This is a genomic window from Glutamicibacter sp. GQ173 (assembly GCF_059759215.1).
Window position 1 is genome coordinate 197,852 of record NZ_JCAXDT010000009.1, and the last position, 24,219, is coordinate 222,070.

At 62.3% G+C, this 24,219-nt stretch carries 24 protein-coding genes; 14 read left to right on the top strand and 10 right to left on the bottom strand.

Features of this window, described 5'->3' with window-relative positions; all coding sequences use genetic code 11:
- Genes AC6CHO_RS15160 through AC6CHO_RS15170 form a run of 3 tightly spaced genes read right to left on the bottom strand, consistent with a single transcriptional unit; the run spans position 1 to position 3,514 of the window.
- Positions 1-771, bottom strand: coding sequence for an IclR family transcriptional regulator domain-containing protein (locus tag AC6CHO_RS15160; protein WP_498216181.1), 771 nt, complete (start codon positions 769-771; stop codon positions 1-3).
- A gap of 17 nt (positions 772-788) precedes the next feature.
- Positions 789-2,642, bottom strand: coding sequence for a bifunctional sugar phosphate isomerase/epimerase/4-hydroxyphenylpyruvate dioxygenase family protein (locus tag AC6CHO_RS15165; protein ID WP_498216183.1), 1,854 nt, complete (start codon positions 2,640-2,642; stop codon positions 789-791).
- Positions 2,642-3,514, bottom strand: a complete 873-nt coding sequence (locus tag AC6CHO_RS15170) for a shikimate dehydrogenase (protein WP_498216185.1) — start codon at positions 3,512-3,514, stop codon at positions 2,642-2,644. The genes AC6CHO_RS15165 and AC6CHO_RS15170 overlap by 1 nt, the downstream gene beginning before the upstream one ends.
- Before the next feature lie 153 nt (positions 3,515-3,667).
- Here AC6CHO_RS15170 and AC6CHO_RS15175 point away from each other — a divergent pair, with 153 nt between their 5' ends.
- Positions 3,668-5,005 carry an MFS transporter gene (locus AC6CHO_RS15175; protein ID WP_498216187.1) on the top strand — a complete coding sequence of 446 codons (1,338 nt, stop codon included), beginning with the start codon at positions 3,668-3,670 and terminating at the stop codon, positions 5,003-5,005.
- A gap of 115 nt (positions 5,006-5,120) precedes the next feature.
- On the opposite strand, the gene AC6CHO_RS15180 is transcribed toward AC6CHO_RS15175, so the two are convergent.
- Positions 5,121-6,050 (bottom strand): LysR family transcriptional regulator, encoded by a 930-nt coding sequence (locus tag AC6CHO_RS15180; protein ID WP_498216189.1) that lies wholly within the window; start codon positions 6,048-6,050, stop codon positions 5,121-5,123.
- A gap of 72 nt (positions 6,051-6,122) precedes the next feature.
- Here AC6CHO_RS15180 and AC6CHO_RS15185 point away from each other — a divergent pair, with 72 nt between their 5' ends.
- Positions 6,123-7,184 (top strand): YeiH family protein, encoded by a 1,062-nt coding sequence (locus AC6CHO_RS15185; RefSeq protein WP_498216191.1) that lies wholly within the window; start codon positions 6,123-6,125, stop codon positions 7,182-7,184.
- A gap of 13 nt (positions 7,185-7,197) precedes the next feature.
- Here AC6CHO_RS15185 and AC6CHO_RS15190 read toward each other — a convergent pair whose 3' ends face one another.
- Complete coding sequence (locus tag AC6CHO_RS15190) at positions 7,198-7,977, bottom strand: 3-hydroxybutyrate dehydrogenase (protein ID WP_498216193.1); 780 nt, start codon at positions 7,975-7,977, stop codon at positions 7,198-7,200.
- A gap of 268 nt (positions 7,978-8,245) precedes the next feature.
- Here AC6CHO_RS15190 and AC6CHO_RS15195 point away from each other — a divergent pair, with 268 nt between their 5' ends.
- Positions 8,246-8,953 carry an NUDIX hydrolase gene (locus tag AC6CHO_RS15195; RefSeq protein ID WP_498216195.1) on the top strand — a complete coding sequence of 236 codons (708 nt, stop codon included), beginning with the start codon at positions 8,246-8,248 and terminating at the stop codon, positions 8,951-8,953.
- 7 nt (positions 8,954-8,960) lie between these two features.
- On the opposite strand, the gene AC6CHO_RS15200 is transcribed toward AC6CHO_RS15195, so the two are convergent.
- A complete protein-coding gene (locus AC6CHO_RS15200; protein ID WP_498216197.1) occupies positions 8,961-10,097 on the bottom strand; it encodes an acyl-CoA dehydrogenase family protein in 1,137 nt (378 codons plus the stop codon).
- A 115-nt stretch (positions 10,098-10,212) separates the two neighbouring features.
- Between AC6CHO_RS15200 and AC6CHO_RS15205 the strand changes: the two genes are divergently transcribed.
- A complete protein-coding gene (locus tag AC6CHO_RS15205; RefSeq protein WP_498216199.1) occupies positions 10,213-10,701 on the top strand; it encodes a GNAT family N-acetyltransferase in 489 nt (162 codons plus the stop codon).
- On the opposite strand, the gene AC6CHO_RS15210 is transcribed toward AC6CHO_RS15205, so the two are convergent.
- The gene (locus AC6CHO_RS15210) at positions 10,685-11,089 is read right to left on the bottom strand and encodes a winged helix-turn-helix transcriptional regulator (RefSeq protein ID WP_498216201.1); all 405 of its coding nucleotides are present in this window, start codon (positions 11,087-11,089) and stop codon (positions 10,685-10,687) included. The genes AC6CHO_RS15205 and AC6CHO_RS15210 overlap by 17 nt on opposite strands.
- Before the next feature lie 83 nt (positions 11,090-11,172).
- On the opposite strand from AC6CHO_RS15210, the gene AC6CHO_RS15215 reads away from it, so the two are divergent.
- From AC6CHO_RS15215 to AC6CHO_RS15235, 5 genes are all read left to right on the top strand, one after another.
- On the top strand, positions 11,173-11,781 hold the full coding sequence (locus tag AC6CHO_RS15215; RefSeq protein WP_498216202.1) for an NAD(P)-dependent oxidoreductase: 609 nt from the start codon (positions 11,173-11,175) through the stop codon (positions 11,779-11,781).
- Positions 11,782-11,912: 131 nt separating this feature from the next.
- Positions 11,913-13,574 (top strand): ABC transporter substrate-binding protein, encoded by a 1,662-nt coding sequence (locus tag AC6CHO_RS15220; protein ID WP_498216203.1) that lies wholly within the window; start codon positions 11,913-11,915, stop codon positions 13,572-13,574.
- Between the two features lie 6 nt (positions 13,575-13,580).
- A complete protein-coding gene (locus tag AC6CHO_RS15225; protein WP_498216205.1) occupies positions 13,581-14,513 on the top strand; it encodes an ABC transporter permease in 933 nt (310 codons plus the stop codon).
- Entirely contained in the window at positions 14,510-15,307 is a 798-nt protein-coding gene (locus AC6CHO_RS15230; protein ID WP_498216207.1) for an ABC transporter permease, read from the top strand. The genes AC6CHO_RS15225 and AC6CHO_RS15230 overlap by 4 nt, the downstream gene beginning before the upstream one ends.
- Positions 15,304-16,899, top strand: a complete 1,596-nt coding sequence (locus tag AC6CHO_RS15235; protein WP_498216209.1) for a dipeptide ABC transporter ATP-binding protein — start codon at positions 15,304-15,306, stop codon at positions 16,897-16,899. Before AC6CHO_RS15230 ends, AC6CHO_RS15235 begins: the two co-directional genes overlap by 4 nt.
- 35 nt (positions 16,900-16,934) lie before the next feature.
- On the opposite strand, the gene AC6CHO_RS15240 is transcribed toward AC6CHO_RS15235, so the two are convergent.
- Positions 16,935-18,623 (bottom strand): long-chain-fatty-acid--CoA ligase, encoded by a 1,689-nt coding sequence (locus AC6CHO_RS15240; protein WP_498216211.1) that lies wholly within the window; start codon positions 18,621-18,623, stop codon positions 16,935-16,937.
- 195 nt (positions 18,624-18,818) lie between these two features.
- On the opposite strand from AC6CHO_RS15240, the gene AC6CHO_RS15245 reads away from it, so the two are divergent.
- Positions 18,819-18,983, top strand: a complete 165-nt coding sequence (locus AC6CHO_RS15245) for a hypothetical protein (RefSeq protein ID WP_498216213.1) — start codon at positions 18,819-18,821, stop codon at positions 18,981-18,983.
- Here AC6CHO_RS15245 and AC6CHO_RS15250 read toward each other — a convergent pair.
- Both AC6CHO_RS15250 and AC6CHO_RS15255 read right to left on the bottom strand, forming a co-directional pair.
- Positions 18,980-20,080 carry an alanine racemase gene (locus AC6CHO_RS15250; protein ID WP_498216215.1) on the bottom strand — a complete coding sequence of 367 codons (1,101 nt, stop codon included), beginning with the start codon at positions 20,078-20,080 and terminating at the stop codon, positions 18,980-18,982. The two genes, AC6CHO_RS15245 and AC6CHO_RS15250, sit on opposite strands and share 4 nt — an antisense overlap.
- Positions 20,081-20,187: 107 nt before the next feature.
- Positions 20,188-20,979 carry an IclR family transcriptional regulator gene (locus AC6CHO_RS15255; protein ID WP_498216217.1) on the bottom strand — a complete coding sequence of 264 codons (792 nt, stop codon included), beginning with the start codon at positions 20,977-20,979 and terminating at the stop codon, positions 20,188-20,190.
- A gap of 68 nt (positions 20,980-21,047) precedes the next feature.
- Here AC6CHO_RS15255 and AC6CHO_RS15260 point away from each other — a divergent pair, with 68 nt between their 5' ends.
- The 4 genes from AC6CHO_RS15260 to AC6CHO_RS15275 all read left to right on the top strand — a co-directional run bounded on the left by AC6CHO_RS15260 (position 21,048) and on the right by AC6CHO_RS15275 (position 24,191).
- Positions 21,048-21,503 (top strand): VOC family protein, encoded by a 456-nt coding sequence (locus tag AC6CHO_RS15260; protein WP_444661933.1) that lies wholly within the window; start codon positions 21,048-21,050, stop codon positions 21,501-21,503.
- A 164-nt stretch (positions 21,504-21,667) separates the two neighbouring features.
- Positions 21,668-22,372, top strand: a complete 705-nt coding sequence (locus AC6CHO_RS15265) for a CoA transferase subunit A (protein WP_498216219.1) — start codon at positions 21,668-21,670, stop codon at positions 22,370-22,372.
- A gap of 2 nt (positions 22,373-22,374) precedes the next feature.
- Positions 22,375-23,025 carry a CoA transferase subunit B gene (locus AC6CHO_RS15270; RefSeq protein WP_498216221.1) on the top strand — a complete coding sequence of 217 codons (651 nt, stop codon included), beginning with the start codon at positions 22,375-22,377 and terminating at the stop codon, positions 23,023-23,025.
- Entirely contained in the window at positions 23,022-24,191 is a 1,170-nt protein-coding gene (locus AC6CHO_RS15275) for an acetyl-CoA C-acyltransferase (protein WP_498216223.1), read from the top strand. Before AC6CHO_RS15270 ends, AC6CHO_RS15275 begins: the two co-directional genes overlap by 4 nt.
- Positions 24,192-24,219: the final 28 nt, after the last annotated feature.

Sequence of the window (24,219 nt, forward strand, 5' to 3'; positions counted from 1 at the left end):
TTAGCCCAGGCGTCCGCCAAAGTCATCGGCGATGGCTTTGGCGGCGCCTTGAAGCTTCGGCAGGAGCTGATCATGGATATATGCGGGATTATTCCTGCTGGTCTGCACCGAGACGTTCAAGGCGCCCAGCAGCTTGCCGCCACGGATCACCGGAACCGCCAAGCCGCGTAGCCCTTCGTCCAGTTCCTGGTTGACCAGGGACCATTCCTGCTGGCGCACCGTCGCCAATTCCTTTTTCAATTCCTCGATGCTCGATACCGTGTGCTCGGTGTACTTCTGCAGCTCAACGCGCTGCAGGAAGGCTTCCTGCTCGGCGGGCTCCAGGTAGGCGATGAGCACGCGGCCCATAGAGGTCACCCAGGCCGGAAGCCTGTTTCCAATGGACACATTCAACGCATGCAGTCGTGGCGCGGCGACGCGTTCCACGTACAAAATGTCCTGGCCTTCGAGCACGCACAAGGACGCAGTCTCTTCCAACTCGCGCGCCAATGACTGCAGGTGGCCCACGGCCGCCTGTGGAAGGGTCAGACCCGACAGGTAGGCAGCCCCGACATCCAGGACCCGCGGAGTCATCCGGTAGGCATTGCCATGGGCCTGCAGATACCCGAGGTCAACGAGCGTGAGCAGGAATCGGCGCGCCGAGGCCCTGGTTTGATCTGTCGCCGCAGCAACCTGGGATACCGTCAGCTCGGAATTGCCTGCCGAAAATGCCAGCAGCACGGCCAAGGTCTTTTCCGCTGACTTAACGAAATAATCCGGCCGCTCTGCCACTGTTTGCTCTCCCAGCTTTACAAGTTTCTGCTCCAGCGATTGCTCTCGAATTGAGAGGCAAGCCTGACCGGCGCATTGGGCGCCCCATACCCATCGTAGCCAGAACGCCGTTCAACTACCTCCAAGAACATGTTGCCAAGGGTCTTGGTGTAGAAATGCAAGAACTCGCCGGCCTCATCGCGGTCGTACAACAGCTGCAGTTCCTTGAGGGTATCGAGCAATTGCGCCTCAAGGTCGAAGCGGGCCGCCAGGTCCTCGTAGTAGTTGTCGGGGACCTGCAGGAACTCCATGCCGCGTGCGCGCGCATTGCATGCCACCTCGATGATGTCGTCGGCCCGCAGGGCCACATGTTCCGGGTACTCGTGGTTGCGCTCGATGATGCTTTCCAGTCCCTGCGGAACAATGTTCAGCGCCAGCCGAACACCGGAATCCGCCGTGGACAGAACCTGTGAACGCACCAGTCCCATCGGGCTGGGGACCTCTGTTCCGGGTCGTGCCTTAAGGTTCAGGACACTGCTGTAGAACAGTACGGATTCGTCGAAGCATTGCCATGGCTGGGCGATGTTGATGTGGTCGATGCCCAGGATCGGCCCGCTCGGCACCGCGGATGCCGCAGGCCCGGCATCTTCGAATTCCAGGACCCAGTTCCGGGTATTGGCCGGTGAGCTGAAGAATACTTCGGTGCTATCGGGCGCCACGAAGCCAGGCAGGTCTTGTTCATTGTTGGTTTGCTGGCGGGGCACTCGCGTCGCGAGCAGGGCCCCACCGCGTTCGCCGCTGGCCACCGGGTCCGGCACCAGCACCCCGAAGCCGGAGACGGCGGCTTCCACTCCTCGGCTTCGCTGCGAATTGATGATGATCTTCGCCTCGCCCGAGCTCCACAGCTGCACCGGCTTGCGGCGGTGCTGCCCGCTGAAGCTGAAACCGAGTTGTGCCAGCATCCCTGCCACGCGCTCTGGGTCCTCGGTCCGGATCTCGGCAAAGTCGAACCCGGTGGCGTCTTGGTCTCCGGGCAGGGCCTTGAGGTCCAAGGCGTATTGCTCCCCTGTCGAGCTCAACAGCTGTGCCGTTTTGGACTGCAGCCATTGCAAGGACCGCAGCCCGTCGATGGCGGTGCGTTCCACGTTTGATTGGCGGAAAACATCATTGAAGATTTCCAAGGAAATGATGCCGTCGTAGCCTGAGCGCACGAGTTCTGCCAGGAATTGGTCCAGCGCGAAGCCGCCCTGTCCCGGGAAGAGCCGATAGTGGCGGGACCAGGAAAGGATGTCCATGGAGAGCACCGGCGCATCGGCCAGCTGGACAAAGAAGATCTTCTCTCCGGGAATTGCGGCAATCTCCGAGGGATCATCGCCGCGCGAGAGGATGTGGAAGCTGTCGATGCACAATCCCACGTTGGCTCGGTCTACCCGCTTCACGATCTCCCACGAATGCTGGTAGGTATCAACATACTTGCCCCAAGCCAACGCTTCATAAGCAATGCGCACATCGTATTGGGCGGCAAGATCCGAAAGCTGCCGGATTTGATCCACAAACAGGCCATCGTCGTTGATGGTGGCGGTGCCGACATTCGAGCACAGCAGCATCAGGTCCATGCCCAGCCGCTGCATGAGCTGGAACTTGGCTTCTGCGCGGTGCAGGTTGGCCGGCAGCTGTTCTTCGGTGACGCCTTCAAAATCGCGGAAGGGCTGGAACAAATCCAAGGTCAGCCCCAGCCGATGTGCCATGGCCTTGACTTCCTCGGGCGACATCGGGCTCACCAGGAGATCCTGCTCAAAGATCTCGATGCCGTCAAAGCCGGCTTTGGCGCAGGCCAGCAGTTTTTCTTCCAGGGTTCCGGACAGGCATACCGTAGCGATAGAGGTGCGCATTACAGTCCTTTTTCCAGCAGTTCCAGCAAGTGTCCACGCACCTGCTGTGTTTCCGGCCTGATGCCGGTGATGATTTCGAAGGCGTCCACCGCTTGGCCAACGGCCATGTATCCGCCGTCCAGCACCTGGCATCCAAGGTTGCGGGCGGCAACGATCAGTTCGGTGTCCACCGGGCGGTAGATGCAGTCCGCGACCCAGTGCCGTGATTCCAGTGCTGCGATATCCAGCGGAACACCGGGATGGTGGTGCATGCCGATCGGGGTGGCATTCAATAATCCATCGACCTCGCCCAAAAGCTGCGGAACCTGGGCAGGGGTTGCGGCATGGACCAGGACTTGCGGGAAGTTCTTGCGCAGCTCTTGGACCCGGTGGTTGACTCGATCCTCGTCGAGATCAACGATGTGCAGCTGCTCGGTCCCGGAAGCCAGCAAGGCGTAGGCCACCGCGGCGCCGGCGCCGCCAGCGCCCAGCTGGAGCACTTTCTGCTTCTTGGCTCCGGGAAGCCCCTCGGCCAGGCCGCGGGAGAATCCGGAAGCGTCGGTGTTGTGCCCGATGAATTTCCCGTCCTGGATCACCACGGTGTTCACCGCGCCAATGGCCCTCGCCGTTGGCGAGATGTCATCTAGGTGGTCCAGAACAAGTTGTTTGCAAGGATGGGTTACATTGAAGGCGTTAAATCCCAGCTTGGCTCCTGCTTGGAGCAATTCCCCGATGCCGCTTGCCGGAAGTTCCAGTTCGGTGAGGTCAATCGGCCGATACAGGTAGCGCAGCCCGTGCACCTCGGCGGCGCGTTCGTGCATCGGCGGGGTCAGCGATGGCATGACGCCGTCACCGATCAGACCGACCAGATAAGACTCAGCACGTGTACTCATGTTCTCCCGCAGCTCTTCTTGATGACGTCAGGTATTGCCTGAGTTGTGATTTACATCTACTGTAATCCAATGAACACATTCCGAACAAGTGTACGCATAGCGAACATCTAGGGCGGATTGTCACCTTCAAAACACTCGACGAGGAGTCACCCGATGCCATCGCCACACAACTCCGACACATCTGGCGGCACTGCCAGCACAGGACGAACACCGGTCAAGGCGGCCGTCGCCAGCTTCATGGGCAGCGCTGTTGAATACTACGATTTCTTCATCTTCGGCTCAGCTGCGGCCCTGATTTTTCCGCATATCTTCTTCCCCGACACCGATGCCAACGCTGCGGTCATGTCGCTGGCCACCTTCGGCTTTGCCTACGTAGCCCGCCCCGTGGGAGCCATCTTCGTGGGGCACTTTGGCGACCGCATCGGCCGGCAAAAAGTCCTGATGTTCACTTTGATCCTGATGGGCGCATCCACCTTCCTCATCGGTTGCCTGCCCACCTTCGAGCAGGTAGGCTGGCTGGCCCCGATCCTGCTGGTCCTGGCCCGGCTATGCCAGGGACTCTCGGCGGCCGGCGAGCAGGCCGGAGCCTCATCGATGTCGCTGGAGCATGCCCCGGATCACCGCCGCAGCTTTTTCACCTCGTGGACGCTCACCGGCACCCAGGGCGGCCAGATTCTTGCCGCGATGATCTTCATTCCAGTGGTTGCCCTTCCGGATGAGATCAAGTTCGGCATCGGCTGGCGCATCCCGTTCTGGCTCTCGGCAGTCGTAGTGGTTGTCACCTTCTTCATCCGCCGTTCGCTGCACGAAACCCCGGAGTTCGAAGAAGCCAAGAAGAACAATGAGATTGCAAAGCTGCCGCTGGCAGTTCTGCTGCGCTTCCATTGGAAGGACGTGCTGCGCGTAGTGCTGTGCGCATTCATCGCCGCCGTCTCCACGGTGTACGGAACCCTGGCGATCTCCTACGGCAAGGTCATTGGAAACATGGATGAGTCGATCACCCTTTGGCTTGTTGTTGCCGGCAACATCGGCGCTTTGATCTCGCAGCCGCTCTTCGGCATGCTGGCTGACAAGATCGGCCGCAAGCCGGTCTTCATCTACGGCGCGCTGGGCTCGGCGGCCATCATGCCGTTCTATCTGCGGTCCATGGAATCCAGCAACGCGTTGCTGCAATTCACCCTGTCGGTCCTGGTCTTCTCCTGCGCCTACGCCGCGGCGAACGCCGTTTGGCCAAGCTTCTACGCTGAAATGTTCTCCTCGCAGGTGCGCTTCTCCGGCTTGGCCATCGGCACCCAGCTTGGCTTCCTCATGGCAGGTTTTGCCCCGTCCATCGTGGCCGCTTTGGGCGGGCTAGAAGCCAACGGCTGGGTCCAGATCAGCCTCTTCACAGCGGTGATCGCGGTCATCGCTTCGCTCTCGGCACTGACCGCACGCGAAACCTATCGTGTCCCGACCAAGCAGCTGGGCCACGCCGTCGAGAAGGTCTCCTAGCCGGCCTCGCAAGCATCCCGGCCCGTTTGGCCTGCCTTCCCTTCAAGGAAAGCCAAACGTGCCGGGATTTCGCTTTTAAGAGGACGCAAGAGTGCCGCTCGGGACCGCCTGGATCTCAAGCGCTGGGCGACTGGATGATGGCGATGCCAAGGAGCATCCGCTCATTGGCATTCAGCGCACGCTCTTCACGCCAAATGGCGCGCAGCTCGCGCATTAGCGCCGGGCCGGCAAACGGTACTTCAACCAACGACCCTTGCTTGAGCTGGCTCTCCACCGCCAGCTGGCTGAGTACTGCCGGCCCCATGCCTCCGGCTACCAGCTGGCAGATGGTCGCATTGCTATTGAATTCTGCAATCGGCTTGGCCCGCTCGACGGCGGACAAGGAGTTCAAAAAGGCCCTGGTCCCCGAGCCTTCCTCGCGCTCGATGAGCGCGGTTTCCTGCAGCTCTTCCAAGGTCACCGGGTCCTTCCGCGCGGCCCAGGGGTGGGCAGGCGAAACCACGACCAGCATTTCATCGCGGAACACTTCACGGCTCCTGAGCGACGCGGGCAGCTGTGGCGTTTCAACAAATCCGAAGCTGAGCTGTTCCTGTTCCACCGCCTGGATCACGTCGTGGGAATTCATGATCCTCATTCGCGGAATGACGCTGGGCAGCTTCTCATGCAGCTGCCCGATCCATGACGGGGCCAGGTATTCTGCCACCGTCATGCTGGCCCCGAATTCCAGCTCCTTGTTGCCATGTTCGGCCAGCGAGCGCACACCGGCGGAAAATGCGTTCAACCCGGCGAGCGCCTCACGCGCCCACTGGACGGTCAAGACTCCTTCTGCGGTCAGAGTTGATCCGCTGGTTTTCCTGGTCACCAGCGCATATCCCAATCGGCGCTCGAGGGTTTTCAGCGCCCGCGAGGCGTTGGATTGCGCCATGCCGGCCGCCCGGGCGCCTGCGCTGAGGCTCCCGTGATCGGCAATGCCAACCAGCAACTCCAATGATGAGAATTGCAGCCAATGAGACAGGCTCTGCCCTGCTGGCGAATCGCTATCCATATCATGATCATATGCCCGCGATAGCCAGGAGGCGAATACCGCTGGCTAGCGCATCGGCGGAGAATGGTGAGCATGAACCACCTCTCGGGCTCGACCAGCACTGCTTCTGCTTCCGATGCCGGCATGGCCAGCAGAACGCCGCTGGCCACCCGGCTGCTCTCCGGCCCGGTCCCTGGAGTGCTGCTGTGCCTGGCCGTCGGCGTGCTGTGCATTCTCGCCAGCCATTTCACCCGTTCCGTGAGCGCGTTGCTCATCGCCATTGTGCTTGGCGCCCTGTGGCGCAACCTGGCGCCCGTGCCTCATGTTGTTGATTCCGGGGTAGCCCTTTCGGCAAAGAAGCTGTTGCGGTGGGGAATCGTCTTTCTGGGATTCCAATTGTCCTTGGAATCCATCCTTGCTCTTGGTCCTGGCGTGCTGCTGGTGGTGGTTTCATCGGTGACCGTCACGTTCCTGCTCACCGCCTGGATCGGCAAGCTGATGGGCATGGACCTGGAGCAACGGCTGTTGATTGCCATTGGCTTTTCCATCTGCGGTGCGGCAGCTGTGGCTGGGGCTGAAGGAACAATCAAGGCCAAGGAGCATCAAGTAGCCACAGCAGTTGGCCTGGTGGTGCTTTTCGGAACACTGATGATTCCGGCCATGCCCGCGCTGGGTCTGCTTTTGGGTTTGGATGAACGCGGCATCGGCATGCTCGTGGGCGCTTCGACCCACGAGGTGGCACAGGTTGTTGCCGGTGCTGGCTCGGTGTCGGCAGCCGCCTTGGCCGTGGCCGTCACCGTGAAACTGGCCAGGGTTCTCCTGCTCGCTCCGGTGGTTGCCGGAGTCGGAATCTATATGCGGCGCAAGCACAGCGTTCGCGGCGACAAGAATCCGCCGCTGGTGCCCCTGTTCATTATTGGTTTCCTGGCCACCATGCTGGTGCGCACCACCATGGATCTCCCAGAGGTGTTCATCGACGGCGCTTCCACCATGCAAACCCTGCTCTTGTCTGCGGCCATGTTTGCCCTGGGGCTCGGGGTCCACCTGCGCAGCATCTTCACCTCCGGGATCAAGGCATTGCTCTTGGGACTGGTTGCAACGCTGATCATCGCAGCCGTGGCCGCCAGCGGAACAGTTCTTTTCCCTCCTGCATAGTGCCCGGCGGTGGCTACCGCGCGCTCCAGCCTCCATCCATGGTGTACGAGGCACCGGTGACCATTCCCGCCGATGATGAGCTGAGCCAGGCCACGAGGGAGGCGACTTCTTCTGGCTCAACCAGCCGCTTGATGGCCGCCTCGGTCAGCATGATCTTTTGCACTACCTGTGATTCGGGGATCTGATGCAGCTTGGCCTGATCGGCAATCTGCTGTTCCACCAATGCCGTACGGACATATCCCGGGTTGATGCAATTGCTTGTGATTCCGTGCTCAGCACCCTCCAGCGCGGTGACCTTGGACAGGCCTTCCAGCCCGTGCTTGGCCGAGACGTAGGCGCTCTTGAAGGCGCTGGCGCGCAAGCCGTGGATCGAGGAAATATTGATGATCCGACCGAAGCCGCGTTCGCGCATGCCGGGCAGGGCAGCACGGATGAGCAGAAATGGCGCTTCCAGCATGAGCCGGTGGATCAGCCGCCACGCCTCGGGATCAAATTCATCGATGGCTGCCACCCTCTGGATGCCGGCATTGTTGACCAGGATGTCGGTGTCGACGCTGCACTGTTCAAGGGCCTTGGTCTGCGAAAGATCCACCGCCCAGGCGCTCCCGTCCAGGCGGGCCGCGGCCTCGCGGGCAGCCTGCTCATCCCTGTCCGCGATCGTGACTGCGGCACCTGCCTGGGCCAGTGCTTGCGCGCAGGCGAATCCAATTCCGCTGGCACCCCCGGTGACCAATGCGCGCCGGCCGCGCAAGCCGTCATTGCTGGTGGCCGGCAATTCTGTTTCCTGGGTCATGGCCCGTGATATCCCTTCTTGCGCACCGTTGCGGCAAGGGCCCGAATCTCGGATGCCCACTGCCAAGCTATGGCCAATTTCCAACTCGGGTCAACGATTCGCGCTGTGCAGATTCCGCAGGTCAATGTGCGTTCATGCACAACTCCCGGAGGATGCTGGCACGCGCTGGGCAGGCGCTGGCAGTTATGCTGGCAGAAGATCCACCATTCCTTTCCGCTAGCCACCAGGGCGGCAGCCAATGGCGCAACAATCAAGGACCCGGAAGACAATGACGACTTCACCGATCAGCAATGCCCCACTTGACGTCCCGATCCGCCGTGCGGCCAGCGTGCTGATGCTGCGCGAAAACAATGGCGGCTTCGAAGTCTTCGTCCAGCATCGGGTGTCCACCATGGACTTCGCGGCTGGCATGGTCGTGTATCCCGGGGGCCGCGTTGATCCCAAGGACAGCGCAACGGCAGCCAGCGGACATCTTGGCGACACGATCATCAGCGCACACTGCAAGCAGTGGGCCGGCACTGCCGTGTGGGACGAAGGCGAAGCGGCAGCCCCGCAGAAAGCCGGGGAAATCCTGGCAGCCGCCCTGCGCGAGGTGCATGAGGAAACCGGGCTGTCCCTTGAGCCCGGGCAGCTTTTCCCGTGGGCCAACTGGGTGACTCCCACCGGCTTCCCGCGCCGATTTGATACCTACTTTTTTGTCGCGGCATTGGCCGCGGGCCAGGAGCCGGCGCACCAAACCACCGAGGCCGTGCGATCCCACTGGGCCAAGCCCGAGGAGCTTTTTGCGGCGCTGGAACGCGGCGAGCTGAAGATGATGCGGCCAACCCAGCGCACCTTGCTTGATGCCATGGCGCTGGGCACCATCGAGCAGATTGCCGCCGGCCGTCCGGTCATCAAGGCGGTGCATCCTGATCCGCGCGATTCCCACTCGTCGCACCCGGTGCGCTCCACCGAAATCAGCGCTCCGCGATCCTGATCGCCGCTCAGTCTTCCAGCAGGATCCGTCCCACGATCAGCGACATGATCTCGTTGGTTCCTTCCAGGATTTGATGCACCCGCAGGTCCCGGAAGATCTTCTCCATGCCGTAGTCCGCCAAGTAGCCGTAGCCTCCATGCAGCTGGATGGCGCTGTTGGCGACGTTGAAACCGGCATCGGTGGCGACCTTTTTGGCCATGGCACAAAGCCGCACCGTATCCGGGCTCTTTGCATCCAGGGCACTGGCCGCGCGGCGCAGCAAAGAACGGGCCGCTTCAAGCTCCATATCCATGTCGGCCAGCTTGAACACCAGGGCTTCCTGCTTGGCCAGGGGCCCGCCGAAGGCCTGGCGCTCCTTGAGGTAGGCGGCCGATTTGTCCAAAGCCAGCTGGCCGCCGCCCAGCGAGCAGGCGGCAATATTCAGCCGCCCGCCATTGAGTGCCTTCATGGCCATGGAGAATCCCTGGCCTTCCTCGCCCAGCAGGTTTTCGGCGGGAATGCGCACGCCTTCCATGATGACCTGGCGGGTGGGCTGGGCCTTCCACCCCATCTTCTTTTCATTGGCGCCAAAGCTGAGTCCCGGCAGATCGGCGGGGACCAGGAATGCGCTGATCCCCCGGGCTCCGGTATCCGCGGTGCGAGCCATGACGATATACAGTCCCGAGCTTCCGGCCCCGGAGATGAATTGCTTGACGCCGCTGAGCACATATTCGTCGCCATCCCTGCGGGCGCGGGTGCTCAATGCCGCGGCGTCGGAGCCGATGCCTGGTTCGGTCAGGCAATAGGAGCCCAGCTGTTCCATGCTGATCAATTCCGGCAGCCAGGCGGCCCGCTGCTCTTCATTGCCGAAGCTGTCCACCATCCACACCACCATGTTGTGAATGGAAATGTAGGCGGCCAGCGTGGGGTCCGCCTTGGCCAGCTCTTCAAAGACGAGTACCGCGTCGCTGCGGGTGAGCGCCGAGCCGCCGTGCTCCTCTGAGGCGTAGATGCCGCCCATGCCCAGCTGGCCGGCTTGGGCGAGCACATCAATGGGGAAATGCTGTTCCTCATCCCATTTTTGGGCCATCGGTGCGATCTTCGTTTCCGCGAAATCGTGGACCATGCCGATCAGCGACTTCTGGTCTTCGCTTATTTCAAACACCACCGGCTCCTTTGCCCGTTATTGCTCCATGTGAGCTCAGTCTATGTGACCGGCGCTACAACTCAAGTTCCGCCGCTTGCCCCCACCATCACCTCCAGCAACTAGGCTGGCCGGTATGCAGATCCGAACAGCCACCGCCGACGACTGGCCGGCCATCTACGCGTTCTACCGCGAAATCATGGCCGATGGGCAGAGCTATGCCTTCCCCGAGGACCAGAGCATGGACGACGCCGAACCCTGGTGGATGGAACTCCCGCCAGGGCAGAGCGTGGTGGCCGTGGACGACGGGAGAATTATCGGTTCGGCCAAGATGGGGCCCAATAGGCCCGGGCGCGGTGCACATCTTGCCACGGCCTCCTTCCTGGTTGACCCCGGCTACCGGAACCTCGGCACTGGCCGGCTGCTAGGCGAGCATGTCATCGCCTGGGCAAGACAGCAACAGTATCGCGGCATCCAGTTCAACGCCGTGGTTGAAACGAATTACGCCGCGGTGCACCTGTGGCAATCTCTGGGCTTCCAGATTCTGGGCACGGTGCCCGGAGCCTACAACCACCGGGCGGACGGACTGGTGGGCCTGCACTTCATGCTCAAAGAGCTGTCCTAGCCGGCCTCGCGGCTGGCCGCTCGTCGCGGGCGTCGAACTCATCGCGGGCCTTCAGCACCTTGGATGCATGGTTCTCGGACCATTTGCGCAGCGTTTCCATGGGGCCCAGCAGGCTGTGGCCAACCTCGGTGAGCTCATAGTCTACGCGGACCGGGACCTGGGCAAAGACCGTGCGCTCCACCAGCCCGTCGCGCTCAAGGGTGCGCAGGGTGCTGGTGAGCACTTTTGGAGTGACGCTGCCGATGCGCTGGCGTAACTCGGAGAAACGTTGCGGCCCGCCAGCTAGGCCAAGCAGGACCAGCGGTGTCCATTTATCCCCGAGGCGCTGCATAATTTCACGTGAAGGACAGTTCTGCACGAAGACATTAAATGACTCATGGCTATCCATTAGGAAACCTAGTTTCGTTGTAGTAGTCGGTATCTAAAAGATATCATCGTGTTGTACGTCAACCAATCAACAGGAGAATCACCATGAAGATCGCAGTCTATGGAGCCACCGGCATGGTCGGCACTGAAGTTGTTGCCGAAGCCATTTCCCGCGGCCACGAAGTCACCGCGGTAACCCGTTCCGGCACCGAGGTTGCCGGCACCACCGCCGTCAAAGCAGAACTGAATGACGCCGCCACCTACCGCGAGCTCGGCAAGAACAATGACGTCATCGTCATCTCCGTTCCGCCATCGCGCACCGGCGGAGACCACCAGGAATACCTGGACGCATTCGAGGAAATCACCGAAACCCTCACTCCGGCGCGCCTGATCGTCGTTGGCGGCGCGGGAGCCACCGAAGTCAACGGTGTCCGCCTGGTCGACAGCCCGGATTTCCCCGAAGCGTACAAGGCCGAAGCACTCACCGCAGCTGCCGTCTACGACATGTTCACCTCCGTCTCCGGAATCACCTGGACCGTCGTTGCACCAGCCCCGGTAATCGCACCGGGACGCCGCACCGGAAGCTACGCCAAGGGCACCGATTCACCGGCCGGCGACTTCGTTTCCAGCCAGGACTTCGCGGTGGCAATCCTCGACGAAATCGATACCCCGGCACACGAAAACCGCCGGCTGACCGTAGCCAGCGAAAAGTAGATACTCGACGCCCGCAGCAGTGCAGTGCATTCGTCGGATCCGCGCCACAGGGCGCCGATCTGACGAATGCAACGTACATGGCTAAAGTTGGAGTGGTCATTCCACTAGCACACCGAGGTAAGTTCCTTCCCATGCAACGCAACTCGCGCTCTTCGCGTATTCTGGCCGGCGCCTTCGCACTGCCATTAATCGGCGCCCTCTTGGCCGGCTGCTCGACAACAGGCAGCTCCGACTCCACGGCACAAGGCAAAGAACCGGTCACCGGCGGCACCATGGTCTACGCCTCGGGCGACGCAGAGCCAAGCTGCCTGGACCCGCACGTTGGCGGCAATTACCCGCAGGCGCTGGTGGCCAGCCAATATCTGGAATCCCTGTTTACCAAGGATGCCAACGGCGAGATCATCCCATGGCTGGCCGAGAGCACGGAAGTCTCCAAGGACGGATTGACCCGTACCATCAAGCTGCGGGAGGGCATCAAGTTCACCGATGGGACCAAGCTCACCGCGAACGCCATCAAGGCCAACGTCAAGCACCTCAAGGACCCCAATACCGCTTCCTCCACCGGATACCTCGCCGTGGGCAAGGTAGTCAGTGTCGAGGCCAAAGATGAGCTGACCGCCGTCCTCAAGCTGTCAGCTCCAGATAACGCCCTGCTCGAATCCCTCTCGATGCCGTGGACCGCCATCGAATCTCCCAAGGCCCTGGAAAGAGATCAGGCCACGAACTGCGCTGCCCCAGTGGGCACCGGACCGTTCAAGGTCGAGTCCTGGGAGCATCAGAAGGCCGTGAACCTGGTCCGCAACGATGGCTACGTCCTGCCGGTCGCTGATGAAAAGCGCACCAGCAGCACCGCCTACCTGGATGGCATTACCTGGCGGTTCATCCCAGAAGCCGCCACCCGCTACGCGGCGTTGCAATCCGGCGAAGTCGACGTGATCGATAACGCCCAGCCTGACACCATTGCCTCGGCCTCCGATGCCGGATTGGGCCACCTCGATGCACCGCGCCCCGGCGCCTCGAACCGCATCGAGCTCAACAGCTCCAAAGCGCCATTTGACGACCAGCGAGTCCGCGAAGCCTTCATCCGCGCCGTCGATGCGAACACCGGGGTCTCCGCGTTGTTCTTCGGCACCGCCAAGCGCAGCAATTCGCTGCTATCCTCGGTGGAGCTGCTGGCATACTCGGATGAATCGCTGTTCACCACCGATACCGCCAAGGCCAACCAGCTGCTCGATGATGCCGGCTGGAGCGAACGCGATGCCCAGGGTTACCGCGTGAAGAATGGCAAGCGCTTGAGCTTGGTTTTCCCGGTCTCCACCAACCAGTCGGTCCCGGCCGAGCAGTCCCTCTTCGAGCAGTTCCAGGCCCAGGCCAAGGCCGTGGGCTTCGAGGTGAAGATCGACCTACTGGATCTGTCCAGCTGGTATGGCGCGCTGGCCAAGCACGAGTACAACCTGGTCTCCGCTCCGTACACCAAGGTTGGCCCGTCGGTGCTGCGCGTGCTCTACCACTCCGATTCAACGGTTCCTGCTCCTTCGGGCTACTTCGCCAATAATGCACAGGTGAAGAACAAGCAGCTCGACCAGCTGCTGAACAAGGCCGAAGAGACCGAGGACGGCGCGCGCCGCGCCTCGCTCTACGAGCAGGCGCAGAAGATCGTGCTCGAGGGCTACTACGTGCTGCCGCTGTATGACCAGCAGAATCATTTCCTCTACGGCAAGAACGTGCACGGCGTCGGAACCACCACGGCGGTGTCCTCCCCGATCTACTTCGACACCTTCCTGGATCAGTAGCCTCTGATGGGCACAGTTGCTTGGGCTGGGCGCAAGATCTGCGGTGCCCTGGTGGTGCTATGGCTGGTGGCCACGGCCATCTTCCTCGCCATCCGGCTGATCCCCGGCGACCCGGCTGAAGCAATTATGGGCGGCCCGGGCTCTCAGGCTTCGGCCGAATCCCTGGCCGCTGCCCGGGCAGAATACGCGTTGGACCAGCCGCTCTTCGCGCAATACCTGCTGTATCTGGGCAAGCTGCTGGCACTGGACTTCGGCACCTCCTACTCCCTGAAACAGCCGGTCACCCAGGTCATGGGCGAGGTTCTGCCCAATACCCTGTGGCTCTCGCTGCTGGCCCTGGCCGCCGCCTGGCTGATGGCCCTATGCTTCGCCGCGGCCGCTATCCGGTCCAGCCGCTTTGGCAGCCAACTGGGCAGCCTGATGGAAATCATCGCCGCTGCGGTCCCGCATTTCTGGCTCGGCGCGGTGCTGATCATGCTCTTCTCTTCCGCATTGGGCTGGCTGCCTGCCGTGGACAATGGCTCCGCCCAGGGCCTGGTGCTCCCGGTGCTGACCCTGGCGCTGCCGCTGGCTGGTTTCCTCGCCCAATTGATGCGCGATTCCCTGGGCGAGGCGATGGGCAGCCAGTTCGCCCTGGCAGCCCGGGCCCGCGGCGAAAGCCGGCTCAAGCTCTTCTGGCGCCATGGCCTGCGCCATGCGGCCCTGCCTGCGTTGGGCCTGACCGGCTGGGCGTTTTCTTCGCTGCTCTCCGGAGCCGTGGTGGTTGAAGCAATTTTCGCCCGCCCTGGCCTTGGCCGCTCCCTGCTCTCCGCGGTCTTGGCCCGCGATATTCCGATGGTTACCGGCATCGCCTTGTTCTCCGCGCTGGTCTACATCGTGGTCATGGCCTTGGCCGAAGGTATCGAACGGCTCATCAACCCGGCAGGCGGGCAGCGATGAGCCGCACCGCAAAAATCCTCTCCGCCATCGTCGTCGGCCTCTGGCTGCTGATGGCCCTGGCGCCCTCGGTCCTGGCTCCCGGGGACCCGCTGGCCATCAGCCCGGTGCAAGCCTTCCAGAAACCAGGGGCGGCGCACTTCTTCGGCACCGACGAATCGGGCCGCGATATCTACACCCGCGTCATCCATGGCACTTCGGACTCGCTATCCATCGGCTTGGCCGCCACGGCCCTGGGCATGGGGCTGGCCATTATCCTGGGCACCGTTGCCGCGCTATCTCCGCGCTGGATCGATGACATCATCTTGCGCGTGCTCGAAGCGCTCTATGCCATTCCTTCCTTGCTGATGGCACTGCTGATCATTGCCTTCACCGGTCCGGGCGTGGGCCCGGCCATCGTGGCCGTCGGCCTATCCACGGCTCCCGGCTATGCGCGGCTGGTGCGCAGCCAAATCCGCAGCCTGAAGAATTCCGAAATGCTGGAGGCCGCCACCGTGCTCGGCCGCGGCAGCTGGCTCAAGGTCCGCAACCACCTGGTGCCCAATGCGCTCAAGCCGCTGCTGGCGCTGGTGACCCTGGGCATCGGCCAGGCCGTCATTTGGGCCGCTGCCCTCTCCTTCCTCGGCTTGGGCGCCGCCCCGCCCGCTCCGGAATGGGGTGCCATGCTTTCGGCCGGCCGCACCTACCTGCACTTGGCATGGTGGATGAGCCTTTTCCCCGGGCTGGCCATCGTGGCCGTGGCGGTGTCCGCAACCCTGATCGGCCGCGCCCTAGGCGGAAAGGTGAAGTCGCTATGAGTGAACAAGAGCTCATCACCGTCAAGGACCTGTCGGTCAGCTTCGACGGAGCACCCGCGGTGAAGAACATCTCCCTGGCCATCCGCTCTGGCCGGGTGCTGGCGCTGGTCGGCGAATCCGGATCCGGCAAATCCGTGACCGCGCGCAGCCTCTTGGGTCTCTCCGGAGGGAGAGTCAGCGCCAGCGAACTGGCCATTTGCGGCCAGGATGCGCTGGACCTGGATGACCGGGCGTGGCAGAAGATTCGCGGCAATTCGATCTCGATGATTCTGCAAGATGCGCTGATGGCCTTGGACCCGCTGCGACCGGTGGGCCGGGAAATCGCTGACGGACTCAAGGATCATGGCTCGCTGTCCAAGCCAGAACGTGAGCAGCGGGTGCACGACGTGCTCGAAGCGGTAGGAATGCCCGACCCCGGACTGCGCGCCAAGCAGCGCTCCCCCGAGCTTTCCGGAGGCATGCGCCAGCGCGCCCTCATTGCCCAGGCGCTGGCCGGCAACCCGCAGGTGGTGATCGCCGATGAGGCGACCACCGCGCTGGACTCGGCACTGACCGCCCTGGTCCTTTCGCAGCTGCGCAAGCTCAAGGAGCAGGGCCGCGGCGTGCTGATGATCAGCCACGATCTGGCGCAGGTGGCCCACCTGGCCGATGACATCGCAGTGATGCGCCACGGGGAAATCGTCGAAGCTGGACCGGCCGAACGGGTCTTGAACCATCCACAGCATGACTACACCCGCAAGCTACTGCAAGCGGTGCCCACGGGCGTCGCGCGCTTCGCGCCGCTCTCGGCAGCTGGCGCTGTGCCGCCGCCAGCACCCGCTCCGAAAATTGTTGCTGGCCCACCGGCCCTTTCGGCCACCAACCTGTCGAAGAGCTTTGGAAAGCACGCGGCCGTGGACGCGGTGAGCTTCGACTTGCCGCGGGGGAAAACCTTGGGCATCGTGGGTGAATCCGGGTCCGGGAAAACCACCACCGCGCGCATGGTGCTGGGTTTGCAGAAACCGGATTCTGGCACCCTGGACCTGCTCGGCGAACGCTTCGCCCCCATGGCCGAGGGGCAACGCCGAAAGCTTCGCGAGCAGATGGGCGCGATCTACCAGAACCCCCTGGGCTCCTTTGATCCGCGCTATTCCGTCGGCCAGCTGCTGGCCGATGCGCTCAGCGGCGGCAAGACCAAGCGGACCGCTGGCTACCGCAACGAGGTGGCTGGATTGCTGGAACAGGTGGAACTTTCCACCAGCCTGCTCCCGCGCTCTCCTCGCGAGCTCTCCGGCGGACAGCGCCAGCGCCTGGCCATTGCCCGCGCCCTGGCGCCAAGGCCTTCGGTGCTGGTCCTCGATGAGCCGGTGTCGGCGTTGGACGTGTCCATCCAGGCCACCGTGCTGGATCTTTTAGACCAGATCCAGCTCGAGACCGGCACCAGTTATCTATTCATCAGCCACGATCTGTCGGTCATCGAGCATATGAGCGATACCGTGGCGGTCATGCACCAGGGCAAAATCATTGAACAGGGCGACACTGCGTCCGTCTTCGCCTCCCCGCAGCATGAATACACCCGGATGCTGCTCTCGGCGATGCCCCGGCTGCGCTGAGTTCGTGTGCCGGGACAAGCCCTGGCCCGGACGCCCTAAATGGTTTCTGCCAGTTCGTCCTTGACCTGCTTGCGCAGGATCTTGCCGAGCAATGAACGCGGCAGTTCTTCGACCTGGACCACGCGCTTGGGCACCTTGTAGGCGGCGAGCAGCTCTCGGCAATGGGCACGCAGCCCGTCTTCGTTGAGTTCAACGCCGGGTTCCAGCTGCACCGCGGCGACCACCATCTCTCCGCCTCTGGCCAGCGGCTTGCCGAAGACCGCGGCGTCAACCACGTTGGCGTGCTGGCGCAACGCGATTTCCACTTCGGTCGGCGAGACGTTGAAACCGCCGGTGATGATCAGTTCCTTGGCCCGGTCCACGACCTGGGTGAATCCGTCCTCGTCTACGGTGACCACATCGCCCGAACGCAACCAGCCATCGACGGTTTTCGCCTTGGCGGTCTCTTCGGGATTGTTCCAATAGCCTTGGAACACCTGGGGGCCCTTGATCAGCAGTTCACCGGCCTCGCCTTGGGGTACTTCCTTGGACGGATCATCCACCTCGACAACCTTCATCAAGGTCGAGGGAAAAGGCACGCCGATGGTTCCGGTGCGGCGGCTGGGGTGGAAGGGATTGCCCAGCGCCACCGGCGAGGATTCGGTCATGCCATAGCCTTCGACCAGCAGCCCGCCGGACATGGATTCCCACAGTTCCACGACATGGTCTGGCAGGTTCATGGCCCCGGAAATGCAGTACTTGGCGCTCTTGAGCGACATGCCGCGCTCCTTGGCGGCCAGCACGGTGCGTTCGTAGATCGGTGGCACGGCGCAGTACACCGTGGCGGGCGACTTTTTCCACGCGTCCAGGATCATCTGGGCATCAAACTTCGGGAAGAGCACCAGCAGGCCCTGCTTTTTCACGCCAAAGGTCAGGTACAGCGTCATGCCGAAGGCATGGAACATCGGGAGGATCGCGTAGAGGATTTCCTCGCGCTCCTTGGCGCCGAGCATCCAGGCCTCGCCTTGCAGCGCGTTGGAGTACAGGTTGAAGTGGGTGAGCATGGCCCCCTTGGGATGGCCCGTGGTGCCGGAGGTGTACTGGATGACGGCCAAGTCATCCACATCGGGGTGCGGGTGATTGGCATCAAGCCGGCCGCCTCCGAGCAAGTCTTTCCACGCTGTGGTTCCCGAGGTGCCGGTGGTCAGCGAGGCCTTGGTCTCGCGCAGCTTCTTCACCGGGAGGTTCAGCGCCATCTTCTTCAGCGCAGGGAAGGCATCCAGCAGGTTAACCGCTACCACCGCGTCCAGCTGCACGGCCTTGGGGAACTCCTGCAAGGAGCCCACTACCTTGTCCCAGACGATGGCCACGCGCGCCTGGTGGTCTTCGAACTGGTGGCGCAGCTCTCGGGCCGTGTACAGCGGATTGTGCTCCACCACCACGGCCCCCAGCCGCAGGACAGCGTAGAAAGCCACCACATGCTGCGGGCAGTTGGGCAGGATCAGGGCCACCCGGTCCCCGGCACGCACCCCGAGCTTGCGCAGCCCTTCGGCCGCCTGCTCCACCTGTTCGCCGAGCTGCGCATAGCTGGTGCGCCGCCCGAAGAATTCTGTAGCCGGGCTCTGGCCTGCTTCAGCCACCGAGCGTTCGAACATGCGGCTGAGCGCTTCGGCAGGCAGGTCAATACTTGCAGGGACGCCGGGCTGGTAATTGGCCACCCAGGCGGGTGCAGCGCTGTTCTCCATAGCTCCCATCATGCCCTACGCGCCGGTAGCAAAGCGATTCTACTGGCCGCCAAGACCACTATGAGAACGGGCCTGCTCGATACGGAGCATTGGCCAGCTTTCCATGCTCGCGAGAATGAATTCTATGGCCATGTGCTTGGGTTCAAGGGGCTGGAGAGAAGCGTGGTCCTTCTTTGCGTTAGGGGCTTCAAGGACATGAACCGAGCCGCCGAGCAGCTGTATCTCGGATTCTCCCGGGCGCGCAGCCTCCTAGTGGTGGTTGGCGGACGCCAGCTGGCGGATGAAGCAAGCGGAGCGAACCTGCAGATTTCCCTGAAGGATGCCACCGTTTGGACCGTGCCGGATGCCTTGGCAGGTTAGAAATTCAGCCCGCGAGCAGCCACATCCCACAGCTCAGAACTTCCATCGGGATGCACTGCGAGCACCGAATCAACCAGGTTCACCGCTTGGCACACGTGATTCGGGATCACCTGCAGTTGCGTGCCGTGCGCGGGCAGCTCGAGGTTTTCTGGCCACAGCACCGTGGCGTGATGTTCCGAGAGCGCGCTGATCCGCGCGTCAAGGCACTCGGCAATGCGGCCATAGCCGGTAGCCCATGCGGGACGATCGCTTCCCAGTATTTTGCTTCCAGCATCCAGCACTACGCGGCGCGGAATCTGCTCATTGCCTTCATGGCGGCTGACCACGGTCGCGGCCACGGTCAAGGCGATCTCGTCAAAGCTGGTGCGGCCGAGCTCATACTGCTGGGCATCGCCGAAAACATAGACCCCCGGGCGCACCTCGGTCAGCACCGAATTATCACTGAGCGCCGCGGTGGGAGTTGATCCGCCACTGATCCGCTTGATGGTGAACCCGGCCGCGCGCAGAATCCTGGTCGCTTCGGCCAGCGTCTTGTGCTCATCATTGACGGCGCAGTCGATGCCGTCAGGGTTGTAGCTGTGCCCGGGGAAGGTGAAGACTCCATGCACGCGCATGCCGGCGGCACGCGCCGCTTCGGCGATAGCCAGCGCATCGTGCGGGCTGACGCCACTGCGATGATGACCGCTGTCGATTTCGATCATGAGGCGGATCTTGGCTGCCTGTGGCCCGAGCATCCGGGCCATTTGTTCCACAGCCTCCACCGAATCGGTGCCAATGCTGAGCTTGGCACGCTTCATCAATTCCTGGATCCGTTGCGCCTGGGACTCATCGACCCATAGCGGATAGGCGATGAAGATCTTGGCCACGCCTTGCAGGGCAAAACTCAATGCTTCGCCCACGGTGGCCACGGTGAGCCCGACCGCCCCGGCCTCCAGCTGGCGGCCGGCGACTTCGAGCATCTTGTGAGTTTTGGCATGAGGACGCATTTTCAGGCCTTGGCTGGCGACCCGATGGGCCATTTTTTCGATGTTCTTCTCCAGCTGCTCCACATCGATCATGATGTGCGGCGTACTGGTTCCAGCCGGGATTGTGGCCACGTCTACCGTTCCTTAGTGCTTGTTGTGCATCGCGGTGACGGTCCTGCCCGAAGTTGAATCCGCCGAACAGAGAGATTACCGCAGGTACCTATCAACACGCCAAGTGCTCACTGGCGCTGAGCTGGGCCGGTACGCGCAGCCAGCTTGGTGGACAGCTCATGGGCATGATGCAGCAACAGCTCGCCGAGTTCTTTTCTCCGTTCGGCCTCGAACCGCGTATGGATGCCGGTCAGGCTCAAGGCCCAAGCTGGCTGCCCGGAACTGTCGAAGACCGCCGCGCCCATTCCCCAGCTTCCCTCGACGATCAGTCCCGGATTGACCGAATAGCCAAGTTTCCTGGTTTCAGCGATCTTCTTGCGCAGTTCCCTGGCGCTATGGGCTGGCCCGTATTCGGCTTCCAAGCAGCTGCCAGCCAGATAGCGCTTCATGCTTTCTTCCGGCAAGAAAGCCAAAATTGCCATTCCCGCTGAAGCCACTCCCAGTGGGAAGCGCCGGCCTTCATAGAGCACAAAGGACCGGATCGGGAAGGCTCCGTCCTGGCGAAGCAAGCAGACGGTTTCATCGGAGCGCCGCGCGGAGAGGAAGGCGCTCTCTCCGGTCTGTTCGGCCAGCGCCGTGACGTGCTCGCGCGCCAGCTCGCTGACGTCGTAGCGTTCGGCGGCTACGGCTCCCATGAGGTACAGCTCCGGGCCCAGCAGCCATTTGCCGGTGCGATGATCGTGATCGCAGAATCCTTCGGTGACCAATGCCGAGAGCAGCCGGTGCACCGTTGGCCGGGCCAGTGAGGTGGCGCGGGCCGCTTCGGTGGTCGTAATGCCAGCGGGCATTGAGGTGCTCACGGTTCGCAGCACGGCAGCCAGCCGGCCGACAACCTGCGCTCCTGCCGGTAAATTGCTCATGGCCATATTATGGACGAAGTTTGTCCATTGCCCTGTATTTGTCCGAGCAGGGGCGCATAATGTGGGGCATGGAGAATTCATGGCAATTAGTCATTGACTGCACCGACCCGCGAACCATGGTGGAATTCTGGTCCCAGGCAATGCGCTACATTCCCGAGCCGCCTCCGGCACCCCACGCAACGTGGCGCGAGCATTGGCAAGCCATGGGCGTTCCGGAAGATGAATTGGGCCCCGGGGTTGGCGACCTGCCAGAGTCACTGGTCGACCCGCAAGGCAACGGCCCGCGCTGGTGGTTCCAGCAGGTGCCCGAGTCCAAAAGCATCAAGAACCGGCTGCATGTTGATCTCCTCGTTGGCGGCGGACGCAGCGTCGAATTCGAGACGCGCAAGGAGCGGGTGACTCAGGAGGCGCAGCGGTTGGCGGACCTCGGCGCCACCATCCGAGAGGTGATGGACCTGCCCGAGATGGACCATTTTGCAGTGTGCATGGCCGATCCCGAAGGCAACGAATTCGATGTCGTCTAGCTCCTAGTAAAAGCGTTCATATTATGGACAGAGAATCTGTTTTTCCTCACCATCCGATCAATAAGCAGGCAATGTCCCGTTCGCTATTGAATGCTCATCTGCGACTACGTAACTTTGGAAGTAGACACATCCGCACTCCACATAGTGGACGCAGGGAGATATCGATGACAACGAAGTTTCGAGAAGACGCGGCCGCAGAACTAGCCGCCGTCGTCAAGGATGGCATGACCATCGCCGTGGGAGGCTTCGGCCTCTCAGGAATCCCCAACAGGCTGATCACCGCCTTGCGGGACTCCAAAGCCACCAACTTGACCATCGTGTCCAACAATATGGGCGTGGATGGAAAAGGCCTGGGCATCCTCTTGGAAAACCGGCAGGTCTCCAAGGTCCTGGCCTCCTACGTGGGAGAAAACAAGCTATTCGCCCAACAGTTCCTCGACGGGGACCTTGACGTGGAATTCTGCCCCCAAGGCACCCTCGCGGAACGCTTGCGCGCAGGCGGTGTAGGCATTCCAGCCTTCTTCACTCCCACCGGCGTGGGCACTCCAGTGGCCGAAGGCAAGGAAGTCATGGAGTTCAACGGCAAGCCAGCGATCCTGGAACGCGGAATCTTCGCAGACATCGCGCTGGTCAAGGCCTACCAATCCGACTCCGAAGGCAACCTGCGCTATCGGATGACCTCCAGGAACTTCAACCCATTGGTTGCCATGTCCGGACGCCACACCTTCGCCGAAGCCGAGCACATCCTCGATGGCTACCTTGACCCGTCCCTGGTCGAGACCCCGGGCATTTTCGTGCAGACCCTGGTGCAGGCCGACGAGGTCAAGGACATTGAACAGCGCACCGTACGCAGCAGGCAGGAGGCCTAGGCATGTGGACTCGTGATGAAATGGCGGCGATTGCCGCCAGCGAACTGACCGACGGGCAATACGTCAACCTCGGCATCGGCATCCCCACCCTGGTGGCCAATCACCTTCCCGAGGGCGTCTCGGTGAAGCTCCAAAGCGAGAACGGCCTGCTTGGCATGGGTCCCTTCCCCTATGAGGGCGAGGAAGATGCCGACCTGATCAATGCAGGCAAGCAGACAGTCACCATCCTGCCCGGTGGAAGCTTCTTCGACTCGGCAACGTCCTTCGGCATGATTCGAGGCGGCCACGTGCAAACAGCCATCCTCGGTGCGTTGCAGGTAGCCGCAAACGGCGACCTCGCCAACTGGACCATCCCGGGCAAGCTCGTCAAGGGCATGGGCGGAGCCATGGACCTGGTTGCCGGCACGCCCCGGGTGATTGTCCTGACCGACCACACCGCCAAAGACGGAACGAGCAAGATTGTGGAGTCCTGCGACTTGCCCCTGACCGGTGTTGGCGTGGTTGACCGCATCATCACCGACCGCGCGGTTTTCGACATCGAGCAAGGGCGAATGACCTTGCGTGCCGTAGCCCCGGGCGAAAGCCTAGAAACCATTAAAGAGATCACGGCAGCAGAATTTGCCGTCGGCATCGTGGAGGACCCGAAAGCATGAGCGTCAAAATTGTGGGCTACGCCCGCACCCCCTTTGTGAAATTCAATGGCGTCTTCGCCAGCGTTCCAGCCTCCGAGCTGGGCGCCCATGCCGCCAAGTCGGCGCTGGAGCGTGCCGGTGTTGACCCCAGCCAAGTAGAGCAGGTCATCGTTGGACAGGTGCTTCAAGGCGGAGCAGGCCAGAACCCCGCTCGCCAGTCGGCCGTCAGTGCGGGCATTCCGCTGAATGTTCCGGCCATCGCGGTCAACGCCGTCTGCCTTTCCGGAGCCGAAGCTGTAGTTGCGGGCACTCGCCTCATCAACAATGGCGAAGCCGATATCGTCCTGGCCATCGGCCAGGAATCCATGTCCCTGGCACCTCACGTTCAGCGGGCCCGTGCCGGAACCAAGTACGGCGCCATTGAAATGATCGACACTCTGGAATACGACGGCTTGACCGATGCCGCAGAAAAGCGCTCGATGGGTGCTTCCACCGAAGAGCACAACGCCAAGCTGTCATTAACCCGAGAAGAGCAGGACAAGGTGGCCGCCGCGTCGCATCAGCGCGCCGCCGCCTCCCGGGACTTCGCCGCCGGGGAGATCGCCCCGTTCACCATCTCTACTCGCAAGGGTGAAACCACCTATTCCGAGGATGACGGCATCCGCGAGTCAACCACTGTTGAAACACTGTCTGCCTTGCGCCCAGCGTTCTCGAAAGATGGCAGCATTACCGCGGGCAACTCCTCGCAAATCACCGATGGCGCTGCAGCTGTGGTGCTGGCCAGCGACGCTGCGATTGCGCGACTGGGCCTGAGCCCGATGGCTGAAGTCGTTTCGCACGCGTTTGTCGCCGGACCGGACCGCACCTTGCACGAACAGCCATCAAACGCCATCGCCGCTGCGCTGCAGAAGGCTGGCGTACAAGCTGCAGATTTGAAGGCAGTCGAAATCAATGAGGCTTTCGCCGCGGTGGTCGTCCAGTCTGCCAAGGTTCTGGGCTTGGATGAGAAGATCGTGAACCAGCACGGCGGGGCCACCGCCTTGGGCCACCCTATCGGCGCTTCGGGCGCACGCATTATCGGAACGCTGGCCCGCCAGCTGCAGGACTTGCCGGCAGGCTCGCTGGGTGCCATCGGCATCTGCGGTGGCGGCGGACAGGGCACCGCCGTGGTGCTTCGCTCGCTGTAACTCGAACAACCCAAAAGGCTGCCGGCGA